The sequence below is a fragment of the Pseudomonas sp. C2.3V genome (assembly GCF_058536325.1).
Genome location: NZ_JBZUBN010000001.1, coordinates 981,653 through 1,006,310, shown reverse-complemented (window position 1 = coordinate 1,006,310; position 24,658 = coordinate 981,653). Strand labels below are relative to the sequence as shown.

Here is a 24,658-nt window from a genome sequence, read left to right as displayed (position 1 = left end):
TTCGCGTCTGTAGATTAAGGTGCTAAGCCCGCAGCCATGAAACCATCGTTAGTTTTAAAGATGGGCCAGCAGCTGACCATGACTCCTCAGCTGCAACAGGCCATTCGATTGCTTCAACTTTCGACGCTTGATCTCCAGCAGGAAATTCAGGAAGCCCTGGAATCCAACCCCATGCTCGAGCGGCAAGAAGAAGGCGATGATTTTGATCACAGCGACCCGCTTGCCGATGGCGAGGAGCTATCGAATCCTGGTAGCCAGGAGGTTACGTTCAAGGATACGGCTCCCTCGATAGAGACCTCTGAGTCGGACGAGTCCGAATGGAGTGACCGTATCCCCAATGAGCTTCCCGTCGATACCGCCTGGGAAGATATCTATCAGACAAGCGCGAGCAGCCTTCCGAGCTCTGACGACGATGAATGGGATTTCACATCCAGAACATCGACAGGTGAAAGTCTGCAGAGCCATCTTCTCTGGCAACTGAATCTGGCCCCGATGTCGGACGTGGATCGCATGGTCGCCATGTCGATCATCGACGGCATCAATAATGATGGCTACCTCGAAGAATCACTCGAAGACATACACGCCTCGCTAGATCCTGAGCTTGAGGTAGAGATTGATGAAGTCGAAGTAGTTTTACGCCGTGTTCAACAGTTCGAACCGGCAGGCGTAGGCGCACGTAATCTCAAGGAATGCCTGCTGCTGCAACTCAATCAGCTTCCAGGCAAAACACCACGGCTGGCGGAAGCTAAGCGCTTGGTCACAGATTATCTGGACGTCCTAGGCAGCCGTGATTACAGCCAGCTCATGCGCCGCATGAAGATCAAGGAAGATGAGTTACGTGACGTAATCGAGCTGATTCAAAGCCTGCACCCCCGACCAGGCTCCCAGATCGAGTCAGGTGAAGCCGAGTACGTGGTTCCTGATGTCATCGTGCGCAAACACAATGACCGCTGGCTGGTTGAGCTGAACCAGGAGGCGGTGCCGCGGCTACGCGTAAACTCACAATATGCCGGTTTCGTGAAACGTGCCGACAGCAGTGCAGATAACACTTTCATGCGTAACCAGTTGCAGGAAGCTCGCTGGTTCATCAAGAGTCTGCAGAGCCGTAACGAGACCCTGATGAAGGTTGCGACGCAAATCGTCGAGCATCAGCGTGGCTTTCTAGAGTATGGCGAAGAAGCCATGAAACCACTCGTACTTCACGATATTGCCGAGGCGGTTGGCATGCACGAGTCCACAATTTCTCGTGTGACCACCCAAAAGTATATGCACACGCCTCGTGGCATATACGAATTGAAATACTTCTTCTCCAGTCACGTAAGCACGGCTGAGGGCGGTGAATGCTCGTCGACCGCCATTCGCGCCATCATCAAAAAACTTGTTGCCGCCGAAAATGCAAAAAAGCCATTGAGCGACAGCAAGATCGCTGGTTTACTGGAGTCACAAGGCATACAGGTCGCGCGTCGGACTGTAGCCAAATACCGTGAGTCGCTGGGCATTGCTCCATCGAGTGAACGGAAAAGGCTGGTCTAGACTTTAGGCGGCTCGCCACGAGCGGACTGCGAGCGCGGGGGAAAGAGGCGCTTATCGCTCAACAGTGTTTCTTCGGCAGGCCTAATGCCTGCCTGTTACACCACGGCAATAAGGAGAACGCGGTATGCAAGTCAACATCAGTGGGCATCAACTGGATGTTACCGACTCCCTTCGCAGCTACGTTGGAGAAAAGCTCGCCCGACTTGAACGCCACTTCGATCGCATTACCAGTGCTCAGGTAATCATGCAGGTCGATAAACTGAAACAGAAAGTTGAAGCCACCTTGCATGTTGCAGGTGCGTCTGTCGTTGCAAATGCCGAACATGAAGACATGTACGCTGCCATCGACCTTCTCACCGATAAACTCGACCGCCAGTTGATCAAACACAAAGAGAAACAGCTCGAGAGGCAGCAAGGGTTGGGCGTCCGTTGAGACTTAACATCACCCTATGATTCGATTAGAAACCATTCTGACCCCTGGCCGCTCACACGTGAGCGTGCCAGGGGTCAGTAAAGAAAGCGTGCTTCAGCAGATTTCTGAAATTGCTGCGACTGACTTGCCAGGGCAAGACGCTCACTCAATTTTCGAAAGCCTCATGGCCCGAGAAAAGTTAGGGTCGACCGGTTTCGGCAATGGAATAGCTATTCCTCACTGCCGCCTGAGTGGCTCCAAGGAGCCTATTAGTGTGCTGTGCCACCTGCAAACACCGGTAGACTTCGACTCACTCGACGGAGCGCCAGTAGACCTTATTTTCGTCCTGCTCGTACCCGAAGCCGCTACCGAGCAGCATCTGGAGTTGTTGCGCCAGATTGCAGCCATGCTGGATAAGGCTGAAATCCGCGACCGACTGCGCCATGCAACTACTAGCAATGGGCTCTATCAAATAGTTATCGACGCCCAAAGCGGTCATTAACATGCATCTGATTATCGTCAGTGGACGCTCCGGATCTGGCAAAAGCACAGCACTAGATGTGCTGGAAGACAACGGCTTTTATTGCATCGATAATCTACCTGCCGGTCTTTTACCGGACCTGTCCGAGCGCGCCCTGACTGAATCCGAAGGGGCTCAGTCTCAGATAGCCCTGTCTATCGACGCCCGCAACCTGCCTAGCCAGCTACAACGCTTTCCCGAGCTGCTTGAGCAAGTCAGATCACGCCATATCCGTTGCGATGTGCTGTATCTGGATGCAGATGATCAGACACTGCTCAAACGGTTCTCGGAAACCCGCCGTCGTCATCCGCTTACGAGCGAGTATCGTTCGCTGGCTGAAGCCATCGAGGATGAGCGTCAGCTGCTGATGCCTATTGCCGATCTGGCTGACCTGAAGATCGACACCACTCATCTGAATCTTTATCAGCTCAAGGATATGATCAAGCTACGCTTGCTCAATGCACCTGAGCCTGGCACTGCGTTTCTAATCGAGTCGTTCGGTTTCAAACGGGGCCTGCCGGTTGATGCAGATATGGTTTTTGATATCCGCTTCCTGCCCAATCCCTATTGGAAAGCAGAGCTCAGGGAGCTTTCAGGTCTAGATCAACCCGTGATCGAGTATCTGGAGGAGCAAACCGAGGTCGAAGAGCTCTACCAAGACATCTATAATTACCTGTCTAAATGGCTGCCCAATTTCGCCGCTAACAATCGCTCTTATGTAACGATTGCGATTGGCTGTACGGGAGGTCACCACCGCTCGGTTTACATTGCCCAGCGACTGGGAACAGCTCTCAAATCAAAACTGAAAAAAGTCCAGATTCGCCACCGCGACCTACCTGGACAATAGCGATTAAGGACACTCAACGTAATGCCCGCCCAAGAAATCACCATCATCAATAAGCTAGGGCTGCATGCACGCGCAGCGGCCAAGTTCGTCGGTGTGGCTGGGCGCTTTCCGTGCGAAGTCAGAGTCGGTAGAAGCCCTGAAAGCACAATCGATGGGAAAAGCATCATGTCTGTCATGATGCTGGCTGCTGGCAAAGGCACGATGCTTCACTTGGCAACGGAAGGCGAACAGAGCGAAGAAGCCTTGCAGGCATTGATTGAATTGATCAACAACCGGTTCGACGAAGGCGAATGATCGCCTACGCTCCCCTACCCTAATGCGGTATCCATTACCATCATCAGACAAAAACCAATGCCGAGCCCGACGGTGGCAGCACTGCGGTGACCCTTTTTAAGGTGCGCCTCAGGAATGACTTCGTGGGTTACGGCAAACAGCATGGCACCTGCTGCCAGCGACAGCCCCCAGGGCAGCATCATCTGACTGAAATTGACCAGCCAGGCGCTAATGACTGCGAAAAGCGGCTCAACCAGCCCTGAGGCTGCGCCAATGCCCACCGCTTTATACCGGTTTACGCCCGCTCCAGCCAACACCAGCGCAATCACCATCCCTTCCGGAAAGTCCTGCAGGGCGATCCCAAGCGCCAGACTCTCTGCCCCATCAACAGCACCACCTGCGGCTACACCGACAGCCATTCCTTCGGGAATGTTATGAAGAATAATGGCTGCAACGAACAGTAGGATTCGCGGCTCTACGGCGGAAATAGAATCACGCTGCTCTAACTCCTGCTCCGGCATGACACGTTCCAACCCTAGCATGCCAAGCACGCCCAGCATGATTCCACAGCTGACTACCGCTCCACTGCCCCACTTGGAATACCCTAGCGAGCCCCCTGCATCCAATGCAGGCAATAGAAGGGAAAAGGCAGTAGCCGCAAGCATGACGCCTGCACCAAAGCCCAACATGGTATTGGATAGACGCTCGGAGATACGGGAAAGCGCAAGGACAGGAAGCGCCCCGAGTGCAGTCCCTAATGCGCAAAGCATGCCGCCTTTGAGCGCATTCTGCATGGACGATGTTTGAAATAACGCTTGGAGTGCATCAAATTGATGAAATGTGATCCCAATGCAAAGCAGGATAAGACACAACGTCAATCCGAGATAGCTTGAGAGAAAGGCCTGTATTGAGCGCATAAACCTGCCAAGGCAAGAAAGACAGGACTGGAAGACGCGGTGCAAGAATCCCTTACACCGCGAAGATCACGACGCTTGTACCCCGTTAGGCCATTGCTGCCTGATAGCGACGAGCAACTTCAGGCCAATTGACTACATTGTAAAAGGCACCAATGTATTCCGGACGACGGTTCTGATAACGCAGGTAGTATGCGTGCTCCCATACGTCCAGGCCCAGAATAGGCGTATTGCCATTCATGATGGGGCTGTCCTGGTTGAGTGTACTTTCAACAACCAGTTTCTTTTCAGGCGTCACGCTCAACCATGCCCAGCCACTGCCAAAGCGAGACACCGCAGCCTTGGTAAAGGCTTCTTTGAATGCGTCCATACCGCCCAGCTGGGAATCGATCGCCTGAGCCAATTCACCTTCCGGGTTACCACCGCCTTGCGGAGTCATAACGGTCCAGAACAGAGAGTGGTTGGCATGTCCGCCGCCGTTGTTTACTACCACACCACGCTTATCTTGAGGCAGCTTGTCCAGTTGAGTCAGCAGTTCTTCTACCGGCAAGGACTCAAGGCCGGTCCCCTCGAGCGCAGCATTCAGATTATTGATGTAGGTCTGATGATGCTTGGTATGGTGAATTTCCATTGTCTGCGCATCGATGTGAGGTTCCAGTGCATCGTAGGCATAGGGTAAAGCTGGAAGCGTATGAGGCATGATGTCGTCTCCTGATGTGAGGATAACTATCGTCTGCCTAAGGGCAGACCCGTGTTGCTCGAACGTTCACGTGTTTACTGCTGAGTGAAGCGCGCCAGTGAGGCTTGACGCTGAAAGTTATTAGCTATGGGTTAACTGGCCAGAATTAAAGACCTGTCACCCCATAAAACCAGACTTCATAAGAAATGAGATTCTTTATCAATAACATATCTAACAGATTCGACAAACGAAAGCGACGTTTTACGCCTGCCTATAGTAGTTTGATTAGCAGGCGCAAAAGTTTGAATCAACGTCCGGCCAGAGTCATGGACTCAATCAGCACCGATCCGGTTCGAATACCACCGCGACGATCTACATCCGAACCGATCGCAACGATGTTGCGAAACATATCCTGAAGACGCCCCGCAATAGTGACTTCCTGCACCGGAAACTGTATTTCGCCGTTTTCGACCCAATAACCGGCAGCGCCCCGTGAATAGTCGCCCGTTACCAGATTGACCCCCTGCCCCATGAGTTCGGTTACAAGAAGTCCTTTGCCCATGCGACGGATCAGGGCCGCTTGGTCATCACTGCCGTGACTGACAAACAGGTTATGCACGCCTCCGGCATTGGCTGTACTTTGCATCCCCAGCTTGCGGGCGGAATAGGTGCCCAACAAATAGGAAACCAACTCACCTTTATCGATAAAGGGCTTGGCATAGGTCGCCAGTCCTTCATTGTCGAACGATGCACTGCCCAACGCCCTAGGGATTAGCGGCCGTTCATCAATGGATAACCACTCAGGGAAGAGCTGCTGCCCCATTGCGCCTTCCAGGAAGGTCGTCTTCCGATAGAGGTTGCTGCCAGAAATAGCGGCCAGGAAATTACTGAACAATCCTGAGGCCAGTTCAGGCGCAAACAGCACAGGAACCTGGGCCGTCGGAACCGGACGAGCCCCCAAGCGACTCACCGCCCGTTCTGCTGCGCGCTGACCAATATAGACAGGGTCCATCAGCTCTTCAGCCACACGATTGACGTCGTAAAAATAATCGCGCTGCATATGGCCATTACTTTCCGCAATCATGACGCAGCTCAGGCTGTGTCGACTGCTGGCATACCCACCGATAAAGCCATGGCTGTTGCCATAGATACGGCAACCCTGATGAGTGTTGAGGCTTGTCCCATCAGCATTGGTGATTTTGGGATTGGCTGCAAAGGCCGCTGACTCGCAAATAAGCGCTTTCTCGATCGCCTCGTCAGGCGTAATGCTCCAGGGATGGAACAGGTCCAGGTCAGGTAGGCTCTTGGCCATTTTTTCCGGATCGGCCAAGCCTGAATATTCGTCTTCGGAAGCGTGCTGGGCAATGGCAAGAGCCGCGGCTACGGTCTCACGGATAGCATTTTCGCCCGTTGCGGACGTACTGGCCGAGCCCTTGCGGTGTCCTACGTACAAGGTAATACCGAAGCCCTCATCACGATTGAACTCAACCGTTTCAACCTCGCCCTTGCGAACGGTTGTAGATAACCCCTGCTCAACAGATACCGAGACCTCACAAGCAGTGGCACCCTGCTGACGCGCCTCCGCCAAAATGCGCTCGACCTGTTCACGCAAGGCAGGTAAGGCAGCCGGGCCGACAGCTTCCACGGATTGATTCATGCTTCTCTCCTATACAGCGTTGGCAGCCCGGCGGACCGGACAACCGACCTTCAACTCGTTATGATGGCGACCTTTAGTTATGGACCACCCTCATGTCTGATTTTCTTGACGACGACTCCTTCTCCGGAGAGAAGAGCAAATCGCAGATCAAGCGCGAATTGCATGCCCTGCAGGACCTTGGCGCGCGCCTCGCCGGGATGAGCCCTGACCTGCTTGACCGCCTCCCCTTGACCGAGCCTTTGCGCCGCGCTTTGGCCGAGGCTCCCAAGCACAAAGCCAACGTCGCCCGGAAGCGACATACCCAGTACCTGGGCAAACTGATGCGCGATCAGGATCTTGATGCGATCATGGCCATGATCGAACAAGTCGATTCCTCGACCCGCCAGTACAACGAGCGCTTTCACGCCCTTGAACGCTGGCGGGATCGCCTGCTGGGTGGTAGCGACGAGGTCCTGCAGGCTTTTGTCGAAGACTACCCGGACGCTGACCGCCAGCACCTGCGCCAGTTGATCCGTCACGCCCAACACGAGCAGGCGCATAACAAGCCGCCGTCAGCGGCACGTAAACTGTTCAAGTACATCCGTGAACTGGATGATACCAAGCGGGGCCTGCGTTAATACGCGGCCCTTGCCTGCCTGTCAGGCACCCGTTCCTCCTACCGTGATGGCATCAATTTTCAGAGTTGGCTGGCCTACGCCAACCGGAACTGACTGGCCTTCCTTCCCGCACGTGCCAACACCGTTGTCCAGCGACAGGTCATTGCCGACCATTGATACCTGAGTCATGACTTCCGGACCGTTTCCTATCAGCGTGGCGCCCTTCACCGGCCGGGTCACCTTGCCGTTCTCGATCAGGTAAGCCTCATTGGTCGTAAAGACGAATTTACCGCTGGTGATATCGACCTGACCGCCCCCCAGGCTGGCGCAATACAGGCCATGCTCGACCGAGGCGATGATTTCTGCCGGGTCGCTTTCACCCGCCAACATATAGGTGTTAGTCATGCGAGGCATGGGCAGGTGCGCATAGGATTCACGGCGCCCATTGCCGGTACGTGCCACTCCCATAAGCCGGGCATTGAGCTTGTCCTGCATGTATCCCTTGAGGATTCCATTCTCGATAAGCACGTTGTAGGCACCTGGCGTGCCTTCATCATCGACCGATACCGAACCACGGCGATCAGGGAGAGTGCCATCATCGACAATGGTGCATAGCGATGAAGCTACACGCTCGTTCATACGTCCGCTATAAGCCGAACTGCCCTTGCGGTTGAAATCACCTTCCAGGCCATGACCTACAGCTTCGTGCAACAGGACGCCAGACCATCCCGAGCCCAACACAACCGGTAGCGTACCCGCTGGAGCGGCAACAGCCTCCAGATTTACCAAGGCCTGCCGCACCGCTTCACGCGCGTAGCTCATGGCGCGGTCTTCACGCAGGAAGTAACGATAATCCGTGCGTCCGCCACCGCCGTTATTGCCACGTTCCCGGCGACCATTCTGCTCGACGACCACGTTGACATTGAAGCGCACCAGAGGGCGTACATCCGCCGCCAGCGTTCCATCGTTGGCGGCGACAAGCACCTGCTCCCAGACACCGGAAAGGCTGACCGTAACCTGTTGGATACGGGGATCCAGAGCCCGCGTGGCTACGTCAATATTTTTGAGCAGCTCGACTTTCTCTGCACGGCTCAAGACATCCAGTGGGTTTTCTTCGGGGTAAAGCCGTACCGGCTCGATGTGGCTGAATACCTGAACCTTGCCGTTATCCCCACTGCGTGAGATGGAACGTGCGGCCTGGGCAGCCTGGCTCAAGGCATCCAGCGTGATGGCGTTACTATAGGCAAACCCGGTCTTTTCACCTGATTGAGCACGGACACCAACGCCTTGGTCCATATGAAAGCCGCCTTCCTTGACGATGCCGTCCTCAAGCAGCCAAGACTCGGAAATCATGCTTTGGAAATACAGATCGGCGGCGTCGATTCCTGGTCCCGCCAGTTGATGAAGAACCACTGGCAGGCTGTCGATTTCAAGCCCACCTGGATTGAGAAGATGTTGACTGACAGAAGTCAGGTATTGGCTCATGCTTACTCCAATAGCCGAAAGGTCTTATGCAAGGCGTGCACAACACGTTGAAACAACACAGATCTTCTTTATTGACCTTAGCGCGTCTTGCGCGTTGTGCTTAATGGAAATGCCCAATCAAGTCGATTGTGGTCATTCGTGGCTTGGCAAGGGCGATGTTGCAAAACCAAAGCGACGATGCTGAGCAATCGGCATCCGTTCGCGTAATGCTTGTTGCTGGCCAATATCACGCCGTCCAATCATGACAGCTTCCCCTGTAGGCGACTCTTCAACGACGCGCCCCCAAGGATCAATAATAGCGGAGTGGCCCCAGGTTTCCCGGCCACTTGGATGCAGACCTCCCTGCGCAGCGGCCAGAATATAACATTGCGTTTCGATAGCCCGGGCACGTATCAAGATATCCCAATGAGCCTTTCCCGTAACAGCCGTGAATGCCGAAGGCGCAGCAATCAACTCGGCACCGGCCTCACGTAGAGAGGTGTACAACTCAGGGAAACGCAAATCATAGCAAACCGTCAAGCCAAGCCGCCCTACAGGGGTATCCGCCACGACGATATCCTGGCCTTCCGCATAGTTATCACCCTCTCTATAGCTACCCTGCCGGTCATCTACACGGGCATTGAAGAGATGCAGCTTGTCATAACGAGCTACTCGCTCCCCTTGATCATTGATCAACAGGCAGCACGCCCTTGGCTTGGCATATGGCTGATCATCTGGAGGAAGCGGCAATGTCCCGGCGACAATCCAGAGCCCCAATGCACGAGCAGAACAGCTTAACCAAGGCAGGATTGGCCCTGCTCCTAGCGCCTCCGCCTGGCCGATCATGGCTGGATTGGAGTGACCGATCGCAACGAAATTCTCGGGCAGGACCGCCAGCTGTGCTCCAGCCTTGGCCGCCTGCTCAAGCAGGCGGTATGCCGTAGCAAGATTGGCCTCTATGTCGTCTTGGCTGACCATCTGGATTACCGCAAACGTCATAGCCCACCTCGTATTGACTTGTCTATGCTACGCAGAGGATCCGCTTACGCTCAACCGACTTCTTCTGTCATGGCAGAACAGTCGCATTTCTTTGCGCAGGGTTCACTTCTTGCCCAGTGTCATCTGTGGATTTTGCCAGGGCCCGTGGATGTGATAGTTCACACTGGCCATGCGGGTTACCCTGTCACCAATCAAGCGATCCACAATGAACAGGGCTCCGCCTATGGCAGGTGCTCCGGCAATCAACGCTGCGATAGGCAATGAGTTGGTCAAGGGCAATCCAACCTGCAAATGGGCGTCAACCTGATCATGGGCCAGGTCCAGCGTACCCTGCATCTGCATATCGGTAGAAGGACCATCCAGAATGATGGGTTTCCGGGTTAGAAAAACACCGTTTTGCGCCTCCAGTAACCCGCTGATCGTGTCGTAACTCAGGCCGCGGCCAAAAATATCGGAAAAGTCCAACCGCAGCCGCCGCCGTATGGCCTCGAAATTGAGCAGGCCAAACACCCGGAGCGCTGATGCAGAGCCTTCAACCTGACGCAACTGTCCGTTACGCAGGCTGGCATCCAGTGTGCCGGACAGACGATTCAGCCCCGCCCAGGCTGGCGATCCAGGCCAGCTGACGTTGGCATCAAGACGAAACTCGCGACTGGTCACACTGGATGCAAACTTCCAGGCCAGCAATACATCGGCAACGTTGTCACCCGAGAGACGACCGCTATACCGTGTACGCGTAGTGCCCGGCAACCCCTCCCAATCCATCGTACCTTCGACCTTCAGCCCCTTCAGATAGAGGTTCAGGTCTGAAAAGCGCACTCCTGCCGTCGTTGGCCGGATCCTGAGTCGCTGTGCGCCAACAGGCTCACCGCCCAGCGAAAGGGTATCAATCGATACGTCCATTGCTGGCAGGCCATGCGGGTCGATATTCGCCAGGGGATCAGGACTTTCGACGGGCTTGGCGCCCCCTGCCGGAGCAGCATGACTGGGAAAGTCCAAGTGTTTGAGCGCAAGCGTAATGGGTACCTTGCGGTCTTCCGGCAACCGTACCTGGCCGGCAATGACCGAGCTATCGAGCGTAAGCACCCAGACATTACTTTGTGGTTCCAGCTGAACAGCGAAGTTTTTGACGGTCTGACCGAAACCTTCGAAATGCACTACCTTGAGCTGCCCGCCCGCAAGTATTGAGAGCATGGAGTCGGGCGAGGCAGGCCCACCACCGGAGCGCGTAGCCGGTTCCTTACCAGGCGTAAGGTACTTTTCGATAGCGACCTGCCATTCACTCAGCACGAGACGATCCAGGACGCCACGAACACGGATTCCCTGACCGCTCGGGAGATTGGCTGTGCCATTTCCCAGAACAACCTCACCACGGGCCTCGGTCAAGCGATCCGGCGGTGCGACGATAACGGCATCCGCCAAGCCTTGATATGTCGCCTCATAACGACGCTCGGGCCCATTGAGTGTCATACTGAAAAAACCGTCATGGGCGGTCTGCGGATCCTTGCCAAACGGTGCCGGCAGATCAATAGCTACCCCTTGAAGATTCGAGGCTACTACGATTTCGCTGGCCTCGTTTGCCAGGGTCAGGCTCATGCGATACGGAATATCGCCTGACACTGGCAAGGGCCGGCCTCCAACACCCAGCCATTGGGTAAGCTGACTGAGCGCTACCTTGCCCTCAGCCACGAGGCGGGTCTTGGGATCGGTCTGGTTCCCTTCGGCGAACGCCTTGCCGTGGGCCTGACTACCCAATACCTGCGCCTTGATATCCGGTGCGCTCAAGCCTCGTGTCGTGTCATAGCGAAACGCACCGCGGATATTAGTGACATCGAGCATGGGATTTGCCAGCTGTAACCGGGCCCCATTAGCCACGAAATCTACAATCACCTTGGGCGGTAGCCCATGATCAAAAGGCAAATCCAGGTCAAGCTTACCCTTTAGAGCCCCTTCCCCCCGCCATCCCTTGAATGTCTCGGCTGTCGGTAACGGCGTCTCCTGCAAGATCGTGAGCCCGTCCTTTACACTACTGTCCAAGTCACTTTTCAGATACAGATGGACCGTACTGCCATCATGTCGCAGCGGGATGGTGACATTTGCCTTGCTGACCTGGGTATCCAGGATTCGCCCCTCCGGTACCTGAATGCGAACGGCATCATCTTCAATGACTATATCGCCGCTGGCCTCACGCAACTCTGGCCAACCCGGCTGGTAGGCAAGCAATGCGTCGTGGACGCGAAAGAAAAGACTCATGGTACGTGCACCCGGCGGTGCATCGTGCATCAGGGAACCCTGATACTGGTAAATACCTTCATCGATATGGCCACCCTTGATCGCAGTCTTGAGCCAGTCAGCCAGAGGGCCACTCATCGCAGGTGTCCGGGTAGGCAGATACTTGGCGGTATAGCGCGCATCACCATTGCGCAGCCCAACACGCAGGTCCATGTAGCTTTCAATGCCTGGCTTGCGCGCCAGCCGGATGAACATGTCACCGGCGGCATCACCCTCTTCACCCGAGACGCGCATCAACGGACTCGACAAGGTAAAGCTGTCATCGCTTAAAGACCAATTCAAGCGTGCCTTGGCTGTACGATATTGCCACGGCTCGGGAAACAGGGTGGCCAGATGCAGCGAGAAGTTGGTGGTATCCAACCGCAATTCGCCATGCTGCAGTCCGCCAGTTGCACTACCACTGGCATTCTCGACAGCCGGCGCACCGTGATAAGCCGAGAACCCTACCTTCTCCAGGTTGGCTGCAAACGCCAGACGATCAGCAAGACTTTTCTGGGGTTGGTAGTCCAGCGAGATGTTACGTAGCGCACCATGCGGACTAAGTGCCGATACCGCTGACGCCACATTTTCAGGTAAAGGCGCAAGTGCCTGGACGGCGGCCTTCAATGGTGCCAGATCGAGCCGGTCGGCACGTACCTGCCAGCGATCCGCTGCATCATTGCGCTGAACCGCTAATGTCACACCACTCCAGCGCTTCTCCCCAAGGCTTACCGCAAGATCAGAACCGATGGCTCGCCAGCCGTTTTTCTCGCGGGTAAATGCAAGGTTCAGGGCGAGGTCATCAAGACCAGCAGGCGCACGGGTACCATACGAAGCCACCAGCCGAGCCGCATTGAGTCGCAAGGCTGCGTCTTGAGGCACTCCATGAGCCCAGTCAAGCCAGACCTCTCCTCCTGCATGTAACTCATGCAGCCGCCACTGCCGCGTCAGAGTACGTGGCACCCACTGTGCCCAGTCCGTCTGGGGCAGACTCAAATAGCTCTTGAATCGGCTGTCCTGCCAATGCGCCGAATCGACCTGCCCCTGGACGTCCAAGGCCAAGGGCTGCCCGTCAGGTAGATTCAAACGCGCATCGAGGCGGACGTCGCCGTTACGTCTCGTAGACAGCGTTGCCTCGACATAGCGCAGCGTAAACACTTTTCCTTCATGGGATAAAACGCTGAGCTGCCCATTGAGTACTGATAGTCGCCCAAGCGAGGGCAGCCACTTGAGAAGCGGTGCGGGATCAAAAGGCTTCTGCTCATCATCACGCTGGGGCAGTCCTGCGATACGCCAGCGCCCATCCGCTTCTTCCAGCAGCTCGAGTCGTACACCGTCGAGGCTGGCATAACTCAGTATGGGCTGCCAGTGCAGGAGGCTCTGGAACATATTCGGCACAACCCTGATTCGCTCCAGATGCAGAGGCTGGCTGCCCTCACCCAGTTCCAGGTCCTGCAGGTCAATGACAGGATTGAGTCCTTGCCAGCTTCCCTTCAAGGCGCCCAGGCGTACAGGCTGCTTCAAGGCACTGCTCAAGCGCGCCTCAACGTCGGCTCTATACTCGGCAACGCCCGGTATGAGTTGGCGCCCTACGCTGACATAAAGCGCCAGCAGGATCAGGATCAGAGCACACAGACCGAAACCAAGGCGCAGGAGTGTTCCGATGAAGCGGCCCAACTCTGCCATCAGCCTAAGCTCAGCGGCTTACAGCAGTACAACATCATATTGCTCCTGGGAGTACATAGGTTCGACCTGAAACTTGATCGTTCGACCGATAAAAGCTTCCAGGTCCGCTACATTGCCTGACTCCTCATCAAGAAGACGGTCTACCACCTTCTGATTGGCCAACACGAGATAGGAGTTTGCCTGGTAAGCGCGTGCTTCGCGCAGAATTTCACGGAAGATTTCGTAGCAGATAGTTTCAGCCGTCCGCAGCATGCTACGTCCCTGGCACGCCGGACAAGGCTCACACAGGACCTGCGACAGGCTCTCACGTGTGCGCTTGCGCGTCATCTGGACGAGACCAAGCTCAGTAATGCCAATGATGTTGGTTTTGGCGTGATCGCGCTCCAGCTGCTTCTCCAGATTGCGAAGCACTTGGCGCTGATGCTCTTCATCTTCCATGTCGATGAAATCGATAATGATGATGCCGCCCAGGTTTCGCAGCCGTAACTGCCGGGCAATTGCCGTAGCTGCCTCAAGATTGGTCTTGAAGATCGTCTCTTCCAGGTTACGGTGCCCTACGAATGCACCTGTATTCACGTCTATCGTAGTCATGGCCTCGGTCTGATCGATGATCAGATACCCGCCCGACTTGAGCATGACCTTTCGCTCAAGCGCCTTCTGGATTTCATCCTCAACGCCATACAAGTCGAAAATCGGACGCTCGCCAGGATAATGCTCCAGGCGATCAGATACTTCAGGCATCAGCTCGGATACGAACTGGCCAATTCGCTGGAAATTTTCCCGCGAGTCCACACGAATCTTTTCACTGCGCGGACTGACCAGATCCCGCAAGGTACGCAATGGAAGGTCAAGGTCTTCATAGATGGTCGTAGGCGCAGGTACCTTGTTCATCTGAGAATGAATCTGAGCCCACAGCCGCCGCAAGTAGCGGATATCCGCCTTGATTTCATCTTCACGCGCGCCCTCCGCCGCCGTACGAAGAATAAAGCCACCGGCTTCCTCGATACACTCGTTGGCGATGCACTTTTCAACAATGTTCTTGAGCCGTTCACGCTCGGCTTCATCTTCGATTTTCAGCGAGATGCCCACATGATTGGTCTTGGGCATGTACACCAGATAGCGCGAGGGAATTGAAAGGTGCGTCGTCAGGCGCGCTCCCTTGGTTCCGATCGGGTCCTTCGTGACCTGAACGACCAGACTTTGCCCCTCATGAACCAGGGCACTGATGCTTTCGACAGCACTGCCCTCGCGGGTAGAAATCTCGGCAGCATGAATAAAGGCGGCCCTGGCCAGCCCAATATCCACAAAGGCCGCCTGCATCCCAGGCAGGACTCTGACAACCTTGCCTTGATACAGATTGCCTACAATGCCCCGGCGCATCGTGCGTTCGATATGAACCTCTTGCAGAACGCCGTTTTCAACAACCGCCACCCGAGACTCCATCGGGGTGATGTTGATCAAGATTTCTTCGCTCATAGACTTATCCATTATTCGAGGTGTCTTGCAGCTTATCGGTATCGGCGCTATCTAGGGTATTAACCTTTTCAACGAGGTACATTGGGCTGCCAGCATGGTATGCCAAACGTTGATAACAGCTCCGCTGTTTCACAAAGGGGGAGTCCGACGATGCCGCTATAGCTTCCCGCTATATGTTGAACAAAGACAGCGCCCAGCCCCTGGATTCCGTAGCCGCCTGCCTTGTCGGCCGGCTCACCGCTTGCCCAATAGGCTTGACGCTCGGCTTCACTGATAGGCCTGAACGTTACTTCGCTCGACACGACACGCGCCAGGCACAGGTCCTTACTGGCTACAGCAACTGCGGTTAGAACGGTATGCGTCTTGCCGCTCAAGCGAACCAACATGTCCATGCCATGCTCGCGGTTTTCCGGTTTGCCCAGAATGTACCCATCCAACACGACGCTAGTGTCGGCTCCCAGGACGCAATCAACAGTGTCACCAGACAAAAGTGTCAGACCTGCCTGTGCCTTGCTTCTGGCAAGACGTTCGACATAGGCATCTGCCGTCTCGCCAGGCAACACGGCCTCATCGATTTCGGCTGAAAGACGTTCGAACGGCACACCGATTTGCTCAAGCAACTCACGACGGCGTGGAGATCCGGAAGCAAGATACAGACGTGGCATAGAAGGCTCCTTGAAACGCTCACGTCAGCAGATCAGCCGCCGACGCCACGTCAACTTACATTGAAACGCGTTCGCAAATCACGTAGCACCAGATATACCCAAGGCCAGAGCAAGGCGCTGACCAGGGAGGGTGCAAGAAATACCAGGGTGGGTGGACGATTACCCGTCAACGTGTTCAGCCAGAGCTGAACCAGCTGCGAGATGCCATAGACGACCAGCAGTACAAAGCCCTGCTGCCAAATGGGAAAGACGCGAAGCCGCTGTTGTAATGACTGCACCAGAAAAACTACCAGGCTCAGAATCAAGGCATTCTGGCCAAGCAGATTTCCGTACAGTACGTCCTCTGCCAATCCGAAAACCCAGGCCGTACTCAGGCCTACCCGGTGAGGCAGCGCCAACGTCCAGAACGTCAAAAACATGGACAGCCATAAGGGCCGCCCGATTTCCATGAAGTCCGGCATTGGCGCAACGGAAAGCAACAGCCCCACCAACAATGTCAGCCAGATAACCCAGCCGTTATGGCCAATCCGAAAGGCCATTAACGGGCCTCCTGGGCGCGTTGTGTCGAGGCAGCTGGGGCCTGGCTGGCCTGCGGCTTGGCGGCAGGCTTTGCGGGCTGAGTCTGGGGCTTGGTCGACTGAGCAGCCGGAGCCGCCGCGTTGGTCGCCGGTGTCTTGTTATTACCACTGGCTGGCTGAGCGGGATTATTAACCTGGGCGGGCGAGGTTGCCGCTGGCGTTGTTCCCTGCTGCTCCTGGGACACTTTGCGATCCGCTTCTTCCTGGGCCCGGGCAGCATCGTAGGCCCGTTCCTCAGGTGTACGTGGATCACTGAAGACCAATAGCACATAGCGACTGCGGTTCAGCTTGGCAGTGGGTACAGCTCGCACGATGGCAAACGGTTGCCCTGAGTCATGCACTACTTCAGTCACGGTTGCGACCGGGTACCCCGCAGGAAACCGCTGCCCCAAGCCAGAGCTGACCAGTAGATCGCCTTCCTTGATATCGGCGGTATCGGCCACATGGCGCAGTTCAAGACGCTCAGGGTTACCAGTTCCCATGGCGATAGCACGCAAACCATTGCGGTTGACCTGAACAGGAATGCTATGGGTGACGTCCGTCAACAGCAGGACACGGGCGGCATAGGGCATGACTTCGACCACCTGCCCCATCAACCCACTGGCGTCTAACACCGGCTGGCCGATAAAGACCCCATCCTTCGCGCCTTTGTCGATCAGGATACGGTGAGTAAATGGATTCGGATCGACGCCAATCAGCTCGCTGACCAGCACTTTGTCGTCTACCAGGGCGGCAGAGTTGAGCAATTCTCTAAGTCGTACGTTTTGCTCGGTCAAAGCCGCCAGCTTTTGCAGGCGACGCTGCATAAGCAGTGCTTCAGCCTTGAGGCGCTCGTTTTCAGCCATGATCTCAGTACGGCTGGAAAACTGATCGCGCACGGCTTGCCAGGCACGAACCGGAAGATCGGCTGCCCAATAGAATGGTGTAAGCACCAGGCCCATTTCGCTGCGCACCGGCTTCAGATAATCGAAGCGGGCATCTACCACCATCAGGCTGACAGACAGAACAGCCAGAGCCAGCAGACGGACGCCAAGCGAAGGACCCTTGGAAAATATACGCTTGATGGTCTCGTCCTCGAAGCGTCAATCATGACAACATCAAGGCCCGCTACGCAGGCCCTGATATTTATGCATGCGACTTATTCGGTGGAAAGAAGATCCATAGCGTGACGGTCCATCATCTCCAACGCCTTGCCGCCACCGCGGGCAACACACGTTAGAGGATCTTCCGCCACGATCACCGGCAGGCCGGTTTCCTGCGCCAGGAGCTTGTCCAGATCACGTAGCAGAGCACCACCACCGGTCAGGACCAGACCGCGCTCGGCAATATCCGAAGCCAACTCCGGCGGGGACTGCTCCAGACAGCTCTTGACCGCCTGGACGATGGTTGCCAGCGATTCCTGCAGGGCTTCCAGCACTTCGTTGGAGTTCAACGTAAAGCTGCGCGGTACGCCTTCAGCCAGATTGCGGCCGCGGACGTCGATTTCACGCAGGTCACCGCCCGGGTAGGCTGTACCGATTTCCTGCTTGATGCGCTCGGCAGTAGATTCACCGATCAGGCTGCCGTAGTTGCGGCGGACATAGGTCACGATCGCTTCATCGAAGCGGTCACCGCCTACGCGTACGGACTCGGCATAGACAACACCGTTCAGGGAGATCAAGGCGATCTCGCTTGTGCCGCCACCGATGTCCACTACCATCGAACCACGCGCTTCTTCAACCGGAAGACCTGCGCCAATGGCAGCTGCCATCGGCTCTTCGATCAGGAAGACTTCACGGGCACCAGCGCCCAGAGCCGATTCGCGAATGGCACGGCGCTCGACCTGGGTGGACTTGCACGGTACGCAGATCAGTACACGGGGACTTGGCTGGAGAAAGCTGTTTTCGTGAACTTTGTTGATGAAGTACTGCAACATTTTTTCACAAACGCTGAAGTCTGCAATCACACCATCCTTCATCGGTCGGATCGCAGAAATATTGCCAGGCGTACGACCCAGCATGCGTTTGGCGTCGGTACCGACGGCAACTACACTCTTCTGATTGCCATGCGTACGAATGGCAACAACGGATGGCTCGTCAAGGACAATACCGCGATCCCGGACATAAATGAGGGTATTGGCTGTACCCAGGTCGATCGACAGATCGCTGGAAAACATGCCACGCAACTTTTTGAACATGAAGTGACCCTAGGCGGTGGCGTCAGGCACGCAGATGAAACGCGTGGGAAAAATTGCGGCAGACTCTAACAACGGCAGGGATTTTGAGCAAGGCGGTGATGTGCTAGATTGCTCGTTTCTGCGGCCCTTTTAGGCCTTTCTTAACGCGGTGCTTGACCGCCTACCGTGCAAATCTCTCGATTTATGACTTTCGCCATGGTCAAGCCCCGATATTGCTGGAGAATCCGATGGCGCTCGAACGCTCCGACGTCGAAAAGATCGCTCACCTGGCCAGACTAGGCCTTAACGATGCCGATATTGAACGGACCACCGGGACGTTGAATGACATCCTCGGCCTGATTGATCGCATGCAGGCCGTCAATACCGATAACGTCGAACCCCTGGCGCATCCGCTGGAAGCCGTACAACGCCTGCGACCCGACGAAGTCACCGAAACCAATCAGCGTGACGCCTACCAGACTATCGCCCCGGCGGTCGAAAACGGCCTGTTCCTGGTACCCAAGGTGATTGAGTAATGAAGGACACCCCTATGCATACGTTGACCCTGGCCGAGATCAGCCGTGCGCTATCGGCAAAGGAATTTTCTGCCGAGGAATTGACTCGCACCCTGCTGGACCGCATCGCCCGGGTTGATCCACAGCTCAACAGCTTTATCACCGTGACAGAAACACAGGCCATTGAGCAGGCCAAAATCGCCGATCAGCGCCGATCAGCGGGCGAAACCGGCGCGCTCCTAGGGGCACCGATCGCACACAAAGATCTCTTCTGCACCCAGGGCATTCGCACCAGCTGTGGTTCGAAGATGCTCGACAACTTCATCGCGCCCTATAACGCTACCGTCGTTCAGAAACTGGCCGATGCCGGCGTGGTAAGCCTTGGCAAGCTGAACATGGACGAGTTCGCGATGGGCTCGGCCAACGAATCCAGCCACTACGGCCCAGTCAAGAATCCCTGGGATACCTCTCGTATTCCAGGCGGTTCTTCAGGTGGCTCATCGGCGGCAGTAGCGGCTCGCCTCGTCCCGGCTGCAACCGGTACCGATACCGGCGGCTCGATCCGTCAGCCTGCGGCACTAACCAACCTGACTGGCCTCAAGCCTACCTATGGACGCGTTTCCCGCTGGGGCATGATTGCGTATGCCTCCAGCCTCGATCAAGGCGGCATGCTGGCTCGCAACGCCGAAGACTGCGCCCTACTCTTGCAGGCAATGGCTGGCTTCGACCCCAAGGACTCCACCAGCGTAGACCAACCGGTCGATGACTATCTGGCCAGTCTGGAAAAGCCTCTTGCAGGCCTGCGCATTGGCCTGCCGAAAGAGTATTTCGGTGAGGGCTTGGACAGCCGTATCGCAGATCTTACGCTCAAGGCTGTAGAAGCGTTGAAGGCGCTGGGCGCAACCGTCAAGGACATCAGTCTGCCAAACATGCAGCACGCGATTCCTGCCTATTACGTGATCGCACCGGCGGAAGCGTCTTCCAACCTGTCGCGCTATGACGGTGTACGTTTCGGTTATCGCTGTGAAGACCCGGCAGACCTGACCGACCTGTACAAACGCTCTCGCGCAGAAGGCTTTGGTGATGAGGTTCGCCGCCGGATCATGGTGGGCACTTATGCACTTTCTGCCGGTTACTATGATGCCTACTACCTGAAGGCACAGCGTATCCGCCGCCTGATTAAGAACGACTTCATGACCGCCTTCAATGATGTGGACGTCATTCTCGGCCCGACGACGCCCAGCGTGGCGTGGAAACTCGGCGAGAAGAACAACGATCCCGTGGCTGAATACCTGATGGATATCTATACCATCACCGCCAACCTTGCTGGCGTTCCTGGTCTTTCGATGCCGGCCGGCTTTGTCGACGGCCTGCCCGTTGGCGTACAGCTGCTGGCCCCCTACTTCCAGGAAGGCCGCCTGCTCAATATTGCCCACCAGTTCCAAAAAACGACTGATTGGCATACGAAAGCCCCGACTGGGTTCCTGGAATAGAAGGCAGAGGACGACTCACATGCAATGGGAAACCGTGATCGGGCTGGAAATTCACGCACAGCTCTCCACGAAATCGAAGATATTTTCTGGCAGCTCCACCACCTTTGGTGCCGAACCCAATACCCAGGCCAGCCTGATCGACCTGGGCATGCCCGGCGTACTGCCGGTAGTCAACCAGGAAGCAGTGCGCATGGCCGTCAAGTTTGGCCTGGCCATCGACGCACACATTGGCCAGCGTAACGTTTTTGCGCGCAAGAACTACTTCTACCCTGACCTGCCCAAGGGCTATCAGATCAGCCAGATGGAATTGCCTATCGTAGGCAAGGGCCACCTGGACATTACGTTGGACGACGGTACCGTCAAGCGAATCGGCATCACCCGTGCGCACCTGGAAGAAGACGCCGGCAAGAGCCTGCACGAGGACTTCCAGGGCATGACGGGCATCGACCTGAACCGCGCCGGCACGCCGCTTCTGGAGATTGTTTCCGAGCCGGATATCCGCAGCGCCAAGGAGGCCGTCGCCTATGTAAAGGCTATTCATGCTCTGGTGCGTTACCTGGGCATTTGTGATGGCAACATGAACGAAGGCTCGCTGCGTTGCGACTGTAACGTTTCGGTTCGCCCGAAAGGCCAGGCCGAGTTCGGAACGCGCGCCGAGATCAAGAACGTTAACTCCTTCCGCTTCATCGAGAAGGCGATCAACTACGAGGTCCAGCGCCAGATCGAGCTCATCGAGGATGGTGGCAAGGTTGTTCAGGAAACCCGCCTGTATGACCCGAATAAAGACCAGACTCGCTCCATGCGCAGCAAGGAAGAGGCAAATGACTACCGCTACTTCCCTGATCCCGACCTGCTGCCCGTGGTGATCGAAGAGAGCTTCCTTGAAGAGACCCGCAGCCTGCTGCCGGAGCTGCCGCAGCAGAAGCGTGAGCGCTTCGAGCGTGATTTTGGCCTGTCTACGTATGACGCGACGGTCCTCTCGTCCAGCCGTGAAATGGCCGATTATTTCGAGCAGGTCCAACAGGTCAGCGGCGATGCCAAATTGGCCGCCAACTGGGTCATGGGTGAGCTTTCCAGCCTGCTTAACAAGCAGGACCTGGATATCACCGACTCGCCGGTTTCCGCTGAGCACTTGGGCGGTATGATCCTGCGTATCAAGGACAACACCATTTCCGGCAAGATCGCCAAGATGGTGTTCGAAGCCATGGCTGCCGGCGAAGGTTCTGCCGATGAGATCATCGAAAAGAAAGGTCTCAAGCAGGTAACCGACACCGGCGCTATTGAGTCCATGCTGGATGAGGTTCTGGCAGCCAACGCAGCCCAGGTAGAGCAGTACCGCGCCAGTGATGAGGCCAAGCGCGGAAAGATGTTTGGCTTCTTCGTAGGCCAGGCGATGAAGGCCTCCAAAGGCAAGGCCAATCCTCAGCAAGTCAACGAATTGCTGAAGAAAAAGCTGGAAGGTTAACCTCCTCCGATAGCCATGACGCAACCTTGCGTCATGGCTATGCCACTCACGAATCTACTTCTTCTTTCTTCATTTTTCTTTTTCAGCCGATGCGAAGCAGTCGAGCTTTCTCAGCGATGGACTTGGCCTGCGCCTGTAGATTACGCACGCTTATACAATCTTCAGGGCTGAATGTCGGACTAGTCCTGGAATGTGTTTCAGCACGTAATTACAGCGAAACGGCTTGAACTCAAGAGAGTCATATAGCCAATCTGATATCAAATCGCCAGGAAGCTTTCGATATGTCATGGAGCCTACGCATTGCTCTTCTATCGCTCACCATACTGTTTGCCGGGTGTGCCAACCGAGAGCCTTATTCTTCACCCATGTCACCTGCTGCTGTTCATGGTTACCAGGACTCCGGCCTCGCTTCTTACTACGCCAAACGCCATGCCGGACGCCGCACTGCCAGCGGAGAACGCTACAATCCTTCGGAGATGACAGCCGCTCATCGTACGCTGCCCTTCGGCACGCGAGTCGAGGTGACCAACCTGAGCAACGGAAAGCGTGCAGTCGTACGCATCAATGACCGTGGCCCTCACGTACGTGGACGGATTATTGATCTGTCACGCAATGCGGCCAGTTCAATCGGCTTGATTTCTGATGGCGTTGCGAAAGTCCAGATCAGGGCCTTGGACTGATTTGACTAGACGGGGCTAGTCATGCGTTGGAGCAGAGAGGTCAGCTTGCCTTATACCTAGCTAGCGTCCTGGCATGAGGGACGCCCTTTCAATTCGCTGTCCCGAACCAGGCGCTTATCCTGATAGGCAAAAAACAGCGGAGCACCAAGCTCCGCTGTTTTGTACTTCACTTAGCCATCAGGTCACTGGAGCCGGATTGAACAGTGTCAGATCGTTATGCAGCTTGTGGTGTTCAGCCCATGTCTTTTTGCGGCCACTGGCAACATCCAAGTAGAGATGGAAAATCTCCCAACCCAATTCTTCCAGTGTCATTCGGCCCGATGTCACCCGACCGGCGTCTACGTCGATCAGATCCGGCCAGCGCTCGGCCAGCTGGGTGCGTGTTGCTACCTTGATGACAGGCACCATGGCCAGACCATAAGGCGTTCCGCGACCTGTAGTAAAAATGTGCAGGTTCATACCGGCAGCCAGTTGAAGCGTACCGCAGATAAAGTCACTGGCAGGTGTTGCGCAGTAATACAGGCCTTTACCCTTGACACGCTCGCCGGGTGATACGACGCCTGCAATGGCACTGGAACCCGACTTGGCAATCGAGCCCATGGCCTTTTCCACAATGTTGTTCAGGCCACCCTTCTTGTTACCGGGCGTCGTATTTGCACTGCGATCCGCCATGCCGCGATCCAGATAGCGGTCGTACCAATCCATTTCACGAACCAAGGCCTTGGCGACTTCAGGTGTAGCCGCCCGCGAGGTCAGCAGATGGATACCGTCGCGCACCTCGGTGTTTTCCGAGAACATCACGGTAGCCCCTGCGCGCACCAACAGGTCAGCCGCAACACCTAATGCCGGATTGGCTGTTACCCCGGAAAAGGCGTCACTGCCGCCGCACTGCATACCGACCACCAGATCGGAAGCCGGACATGGCTCACGACGGCGCTCGTTCAGCACCTTCAGGCGATCCTCAATCATGCCAAGAATCTGCTCGACCATACCGCTGAAACCGGTATTGGAGTCCTGGAGGCGGAACAGCCATTCCTCTTCATCGATACCAGAGGGCAATTCATCGTCCGGCATGATCTGGCTGGCCTGAAGCTTTTCACATCCCAGGCTGATCACCAGCGCCTGGCCACCGAGGTTGGGATTACGACTGATGTTACGCAGCGTACGAATGGGTACGACAGCATCGGGGGCGTTGATCGCTACACCGCAACCATAGCTGTGAGTCAATGCGATGACGTCATCCACATACGGATATTTAGGCAGCAGTTCCTTACGGGCACGCTCGATGCAATGATCAAGCACACCGGTCACACATTGAACCGTGGTGGTCACACCCAGGATATTGCGCGTCCCGACGCTACCGTCCGGGTTTCTGAAACCCTCAAAGGTAAAACCTTCCAGCGGAGGCTGGGTAGGCGGTACATCAGTTGCCAGCGGCAGGTTGTCCAGCGGGGGCGGCGAAGGCAGGCTAAGCAACTCCTCTTTCACCCAGGAGCCCCGTAGAATGGGTTTCAGGGCATATCCGATCACTGTGCCATAGCGCAGAACAGCGCCGCCTTCGGGGATATCAACCAGCGTTACCTTGTGACTTTGCGGAACGGCCTCGATGGTCACGAGACCGTCTGGAAACTGGCCACCGGCTGCAACACCTTGCTCGTTTATAACGATTGCGACGTTATCGTCAGCATGAAGTCGGATGTAACGAGGCGAGTCCTGGTGTTCAATCAACTGCATGACTCACTCCTTCTTATACTCACTCAGGCTAAGGCATGCGAACAGA

At 55.8% G+C, this 24,658-nt stretch carries 22 protein-coding genes; 10 read left to right on the top strand and 12 right to left on the bottom strand.

What is annotated here, in order from left to right; all coding sequences use genetic code 11:
- The first annotated feature begins 36 nt into the window (after positions 1 to 36).
- The 5 genes from AC4LF3_RS04720 (at position 37) to AC4LF3_RS04700 (ending at position 3,606) form a co-directional block, all read left to right on the top strand.
- Positions 37 to 1,533, top strand: coding sequence for an RNA polymerase factor sigma-54 (locus AC4LF3_RS04720; protein WP_074827893.1), 1,497 nt, complete (start codon positions 37 to 39; stop codon positions 1,531 to 1,533).
- A gap of 124 nt (positions 1,534 to 1,657) precedes the next feature.
- Positions 1,658 to 1,966: a ribosome hibernation-promoting factor, HPF/YfiA family gene (gene hpf / locus AC4LF3_RS04715; protein WP_010797283.1), complete on the top strand. Its 309-nt coding sequence runs from the start codon at positions 1,658 to 1,660 to the stop codon at positions 1,964 to 1,966.
- A gap of 16 nt (positions 1,967 to 1,982) precedes the next feature.
- Positions 1,983 to 2,447 (top strand): PTS IIA-like nitrogen regulatory protein PtsN, encoded by a 465-nt coding sequence (gene ptsN, locus AC4LF3_RS04710; protein ID WP_010797282.1) that lies wholly within the window; start codon positions 1,983 to 1,985, stop codon positions 2,445 to 2,447.
- 1 nt (position 2,448) lies between these two features.
- Positions 2,449 to 3,312, top strand: a complete 864-nt coding sequence (gene rapZ, locus AC4LF3_RS04705; protein ID WP_010797281.1) for an RNase adapter RapZ — start codon at positions 2,449 to 2,451, stop codon at positions 3,310 to 3,312.
- Positions 3,313 to 3,333: 21 nt separating this feature from the next.
- Positions 3,334 to 3,606, top strand: a complete 273-nt coding sequence (locus AC4LF3_RS04700) for an HPr family phosphocarrier protein (RefSeq protein ID WP_010797280.1) — start codon at positions 3,334 to 3,336, stop codon at positions 3,604 to 3,606.
- 14 nt (positions 3,607 to 3,620) lie between these two features.
- On the opposite strand, the gene AC4LF3_RS04695 is transcribed toward AC4LF3_RS04700, so the two are convergent.
- From AC4LF3_RS04695 to pmbA, 3 genes are all read right to left on the bottom strand, one after another.
- The gene (locus tag AC4LF3_RS04695) at positions 3,621 to 4,502 is read right to left on the bottom strand and encodes a ZIP family metal transporter (RefSeq protein ID WP_407362952.1); all 882 of its coding nucleotides are present in this window, start codon (positions 4,500 to 4,502) and stop codon (positions 3,621 to 3,623) included.
- Between the two features lie 85 nt (positions 4,503 to 4,587).
- Positions 4,588 to 5,199, bottom strand: a complete 612-nt coding sequence (locus AC4LF3_RS04690; RefSeq protein WP_019365678.1) for a superoxide dismutase — start codon at positions 5,197 to 5,199, stop codon at positions 4,588 to 4,590.
- Positions 5,200 to 5,485: 286 nt separating this feature from the next.
- A complete protein-coding gene (gene pmbA, locus AC4LF3_RS04685) occupies positions 5,486 to 6,835 on the bottom strand; it encodes a metalloprotease PmbA (protein WP_239381702.1) in 1,350 nt (449 codons plus the stop codon).
- Positions 6,836 to 6,927: 92 nt separating this feature from the next.
- On the opposite strand from pmbA, the gene yjgA reads away from it, so the two are divergent.
- Positions 6,928 to 7,452 carry a ribosome biogenesis factor YjgA gene (gene yjgA / locus AC4LF3_RS04680; protein WP_010797276.1) on the top strand — a complete coding sequence of 175 codons (525 nt, stop codon included), beginning with the start codon at positions 6,928 to 6,930 and terminating at the stop codon, positions 7,450 to 7,452.
- A gap of 21 nt (positions 7,453 to 7,473) precedes the next feature.
- Here yjgA and tldD read toward each other — a convergent pair whose 3' ends face one another.
- From tldD to mreB, 8 genes are all read right to left on the bottom strand, one after another.
- Positions 7,474 to 8,916 (bottom strand): metalloprotease TldD, encoded by a 1,443-nt coding sequence (gene tldD, locus AC4LF3_RS04675; protein ID WP_010797275.1) that lies wholly within the window; start codon positions 8,914 to 8,916, stop codon positions 7,474 to 7,476.
- A 132-nt stretch (positions 8,917 to 9,048) separates the two neighbouring features.
- A complete protein-coding gene (locus AC4LF3_RS04670; protein WP_491834866.1) occupies positions 9,049 to 9,894 on the bottom strand; it encodes a carbon-nitrogen hydrolase family protein in 846 nt (281 codons plus the stop codon).
- Between the two features lie 102 nt (positions 9,895 to 9,996).
- Positions 9,997 to 13,851, bottom strand: a complete 3,855-nt coding sequence (locus AC4LF3_RS04665) for a YhdP family protein (protein WP_491834865.1) — start codon at positions 13,849 to 13,851, stop codon at positions 9,997 to 9,999.
- Positions 13,852 to 13,869: 18 nt separating this feature from the next.
- Positions 13,870 to 15,327: a ribonuclease G gene (gene rng, locus AC4LF3_RS04660; protein ID WP_010797272.1), complete on the bottom strand. Its 1,458-nt coding sequence runs from the start codon at positions 15,325 to 15,327 to the stop codon at positions 13,870 to 13,872.
- Between the two features lie 68 nt (positions 15,328 to 15,395).
- Positions 15,396 to 15,992: a Maf family protein gene (locus tag AC4LF3_RS04655; RefSeq protein ID WP_491834864.1), complete on the bottom strand. Its 597-nt coding sequence runs from the start codon at positions 15,990 to 15,992 to the stop codon at positions 15,396 to 15,398.
- Positions 15,993 to 16,042: 50 nt separating this feature from the next.
- Positions 16,043 to 16,531 carry a rod shape-determining protein MreD gene (mreD, locus tag AC4LF3_RS04650; protein ID WP_010797270.1) on the bottom strand — a complete coding sequence of 163 codons (489 nt, stop codon included), beginning with the start codon at positions 16,529 to 16,531 and terminating at the stop codon, positions 16,043 to 16,045.
- Entirely contained in the window at positions 16,531 to 17,589 is a 1,059-nt protein-coding gene (gene mreC / locus AC4LF3_RS04645) for a rod shape-determining protein MreC (RefSeq protein ID WP_491836245.1), read from the bottom strand. Before mreC ends, mreD begins: the two co-directional genes overlap by 1 nt.
- Positions 17,590 to 17,708: 119 nt before the next feature.
- Positions 17,709 to 18,746, bottom strand: coding sequence for a rod shape-determining protein MreB (gene mreB, locus AC4LF3_RS04640; protein WP_010797268.1), 1,038 nt, complete (start codon positions 18,744 to 18,746; stop codon positions 17,709 to 17,711).
- A gap of 227 nt (positions 18,747 to 18,973) precedes the next feature.
- Between mreB and gatC the strand changes: the two genes are divergently transcribed.
- The 4 genes from gatC (at position 18,974) to AC4LF3_RS04620 (ending at position 22,878) form a co-directional block, all read left to right on the top strand.
- Positions 18,974 to 19,261 (top strand): Asp-tRNA(Asn)/Glu-tRNA(Gln) amidotransferase subunit GatC, encoded by a 288-nt coding sequence (gatC, locus tag AC4LF3_RS04635; RefSeq protein WP_010797267.1) that lies wholly within the window; start codon positions 18,974 to 18,976, stop codon positions 19,259 to 19,261.
- A gap of 14 nt (positions 19,262 to 19,275) precedes the next feature.
- Positions 19,276 to 20,733, top strand: coding sequence for an Asp-tRNA(Asn)/Glu-tRNA(Gln) amidotransferase subunit GatA (gene gatA / locus AC4LF3_RS04630; RefSeq protein ID WP_074828182.1), 1,458 nt, complete (start codon positions 19,276 to 19,278; stop codon positions 20,731 to 20,733).
- Between the two features lie 19 nt (positions 20,734 to 20,752).
- Complete coding sequence (gene gatB / locus AC4LF3_RS04625) at positions 20,753 to 22,198, top strand: Asp-tRNA(Asn)/Glu-tRNA(Gln) amidotransferase subunit GatB (protein WP_019365687.1); 1,446 nt, start codon at positions 20,753 to 20,755, stop codon at positions 22,196 to 22,198.
- A 281-nt stretch (positions 22,199 to 22,479) separates the two neighbouring features.
- On the top strand, positions 22,480 to 22,878 hold the full coding sequence (locus tag AC4LF3_RS04620; protein ID WP_010797264.1) for a septal ring lytic transglycosylase RlpA family protein: 399 nt from the start codon (positions 22,480 to 22,482) through the stop codon (positions 22,876 to 22,878).
- Positions 22,879 to 23,055: 177 nt separating this feature from the next.
- On the opposite strand, the gene garD is transcribed toward AC4LF3_RS04620, so the two are convergent.
- Positions 23,056 to 24,612, bottom strand: a complete 1,557-nt coding sequence (gene garD, locus AC4LF3_RS04615; RefSeq protein ID WP_491834863.1) for a galactarate dehydratase — start codon at positions 24,610 to 24,612, stop codon at positions 23,056 to 23,058.
- Positions 24,613 to 24,658: the final 46 nt, after the last annotated feature.

Coding starts and splice junctions, on each gene's coding strand:
- gatB (WP_019365687.1), top strand. CDS start 20,753: ATGCAATGGGAAACCGTGATCGGGCTGGAAATTCACGCACAGCTCTCC.
- rapZ (WP_010797281.1), top strand. CDS start 2,449: ATGCATCTGATTATCGTCAGTGGACGCTCCGGATCTGGCAAAAGCACA.
- AC4LF3_RS04720 (WP_074827893.1), top strand. CDS start 37: ATGAAACCATCGTTAGTTTTAAAGATGGGCCAGCAGCTGACCATGACT.
- AC4LF3_RS04665 (WP_491834865.1), bottom strand. CDS start 13,851: ATGGCAGAGTTGGGCCGCTTCATCGGAACACTCCTGCGCCTTGGTTTC.
- garD (WP_491834863.1), bottom strand. CDS start 24,612: ATGCAGTTGATTGAACACCAGGACTCGCCTCGTTACATCCGACTTCAT.
- gatA (WP_074828182.1), top strand. CDS start 19,276: ATGCATACGTTGACCCTGGCCGAGATCAGCCGTGCGCTATCGGCAAAG.
- AC4LF3_RS04700 (WP_010797280.1), top strand. CDS start 3,334: ATGCCCGCCCAAGAAATCACCATCATCAATAAGCTAGGGCTGCATGCA.
- AC4LF3_RS04620 (WP_010797264.1), top strand. CDS start 22,480: ATGTCATGGAGCCTACGCATTGCTCTTCTATCGCTCACCATACTGTTT.
- yjgA (WP_010797276.1), top strand. CDS start 6,928: ATGTCTGATTTTCTTGACGACGACTCCTTCTCCGGAGAGAAGAGCAAA.
- hpf (WP_010797283.1), top strand. CDS start 1,658: ATGCAAGTCAACATCAGTGGGCATCAACTGGATGTTACCGACTCCCTT.
- AC4LF3_RS04670 (WP_491834866.1), bottom strand. CDS start 9,894: ATGACGTTTGCGGTAATCCAGATGGTCAGCCAAGACGACATAGAGGCC.
- AC4LF3_RS04695 (WP_407362952.1), bottom strand. CDS start 4,502: ATGCGCTCAATACAGGCCTTTCTCTCAAGCTATCTCGGATTGACGTTG.
- mreD (WP_010797270.1), bottom strand. CDS start 16,531: ATGGCCTTTCGGATTGGCCATAACGGCTGGGTTATCTGGCTGACATTG.
- ptsN (WP_010797282.1), top strand. CDS start 1,983: ATGATTCGATTAGAAACCATTCTGACCCCTGGCCGCTCACACGTGAGC.
- rng (WP_010797272.1), bottom strand. CDS start 15,327: ATGAGCGAAGAAATCTTGATCAACATCACCCCGATGGAGTCTCGGGTG.
- gatC (WP_010797267.1), top strand. CDS start 18,974: ATGGCGCTCGAACGCTCCGACGTCGAAAAGATCGCTCACCTGGCCAGA.
- pmbA (WP_239381702.1), bottom strand. CDS start 6,835: ATGAATCAATCCGTGGAAGCTGTCGGCCCGGCTGCCTTACCTGCCTTG.
- tldD (WP_010797275.1), bottom strand. CDS start 8,916: ATGAGCCAATACCTGACTTCTGTCAGTCAACATCTTCTCAATCCAGGT.
- AC4LF3_RS04690 (WP_019365678.1), bottom strand. CDS start 5,199: ATGCCTCATACGCTTCCAGCTTTACCCTATGCCTACGATGCACTGGAA.
- AC4LF3_RS04655 (WP_491834864.1), bottom strand. CDS start 15,992: ATGCCACGTCTGTATCTTGCTTCCGGATCTCCACGCCGTCGTGAGTTG.
- mreB (WP_010797268.1), bottom strand. CDS start 18,746: ATGTTCAAAAAGTTGCGTGGCATGTTTTCCAGCGATCTGTCGATCGAC.